The 1,371-nt window shown below is 56.2% G+C and carries 1 protein-coding gene and 1 pseudogene; both read left to right on the forward strand.

Annotation, left to right across the window (positions count from 1 at the left end; genetic code table 11):
- Window positions 1-209: 209 nt before the first annotated feature.
- Window positions 210-950: an AAA family ATPase gene (locus ACT6Y9_RS10950; protein WP_443744554.1), complete on the forward strand. Its 741-nt coding sequence runs from the start codon at window positions 210-212 to the stop codon at window positions 948-950.
- Window positions 951-979: 29 nt separating this feature from the next.
- Window positions 980-1,371: pseudogene (locus ACT6Y9_RS10955) on the forward strand (AAA family ATPase); the annotation flags it as partial.

Here is a 1,371-nt window from a genome sequence, read left to right on the forward strand (position 1 = left end):
CCCGAAGGCGCGGGCAGCTCCCCCGCTGCGCAGCGCCGCAGATCGCTCGGGCGCGCAGGAGCTTCTGCGTCCGAAGGGCCTTTGCGAACCGTCGAGCGCGCGTCTGCCGGGAGCGGCGCGGTGCTCCTGAGGACTGCGAGGCCGATGTCTTGCCGCCGGGATGTCTGCAATAATGGGCCGAAGGTGTTTCTCAAAGGGTCCGTGCTTCCATGGTGACGCTGCAGCCGCTGAGCTTGTACAACTCGAGTTTTTCGAGCATTCGTGAAACGAATCGCATATACGTTGACAAAACGGATCTGGTTTATGAGCTGGCAAAGCCTGAGGCGGGAGGGTGGTATTTTCTCTCCCGTCCTCGTCGTTTTGGAAAGTCCCTTCTCCTTTCCACGTTTGCCGAGCTCTTCAGGAGCGGGTTGAAGCGCTTTGAGGGCCTGAAGATCGAATCACAATGGCGGGACAAGACCTACACGGTGCTTCATCTCGACATGGCGCCCATGGCTGCCGTGCGGTCCATGGACGAATTTTTGTGCGCCTTTGACTCGGCCATGTACGTCGCGTGCCGCAATGCCGGACTGTGCTACGAACGCGACCCGAGCCTCGCAGTTCCCTTCAGACTTGGTCTGCTGCTCTCATCGCTGCCCAACAACAGCCTCGTGCTTCTCGTAGATGAATACGATGCGCCGCTCACGGCGAACTTGGGTGATCCCGCTGCGTTCGCCGATGTCTGCAGAGGCTATTCCTCCATATTTCAACAGATCAAAAGCTATCAGGCCTGCGTCCGGTTCTTCTTCATGACCGGCATTATGAAGATCAGTCAGGCGGGGATATTTTCCGGCTTCAACAACATTCAGGATATTTCTCTTCTGAGAAAGTACGGCACTTTGTTGGGATATACGGAAGGCGAACTCCAGCTTTTTTTGGAGATTATCTCGCCAGGGCGGCGGATGTTTTGAGCGTGACGGAGCGGGAGTTGTTCTCTGCTTTGAAGCTCAATTACGACGGCTATTGCTTTGATGAAGGCGCCGAAACCAATGTTTATTCTCCTTGGTCGGTGATGAGTTTTTTGGCCGCACCGGAAGACGGCTTCAAGGGCTATTGGTACGATTCGGCGGGGAAGCCCACCATTCTCACCAACTTCCTGAAGTTGGGCGACCTCTTCGACATTCGGGAGATGGAAGGCGAAGTCCGGATGGACCGCTCGAACCTAAGTGCGGTCCACGGCCTCTCCGACATCGATCCCAAAGCGCTGCTCTTTGAGTCCGGCTATCTCACGATCCGGAAGGTCATCGGCAAATATGTATGCCTCGACTATCCGAACCAGGAGGTCCGCAGCGCGATGGAGGATCTCTACTTCACCCTCATTATCTCAACAGG

The sequence above is a fragment of the Sutterella sp. genome, assembly GCF_052272535.1.
Lineage (GTDB): Bacteria > Pseudomonadota > Gammaproteobacteria > Burkholderiales > Burkholderiaceae_F > Sutterella.

What these genes read in the sequence shown, in the direction of transcription:
- ACT6Y9_RS10950 (WP_443744554.1), top strand. Translation starts at nt 210, where the DNA reads ATGGTGACGCTGCAGCCGCTGAGCTTGTACAACTCGAGTTTTTCGAGC.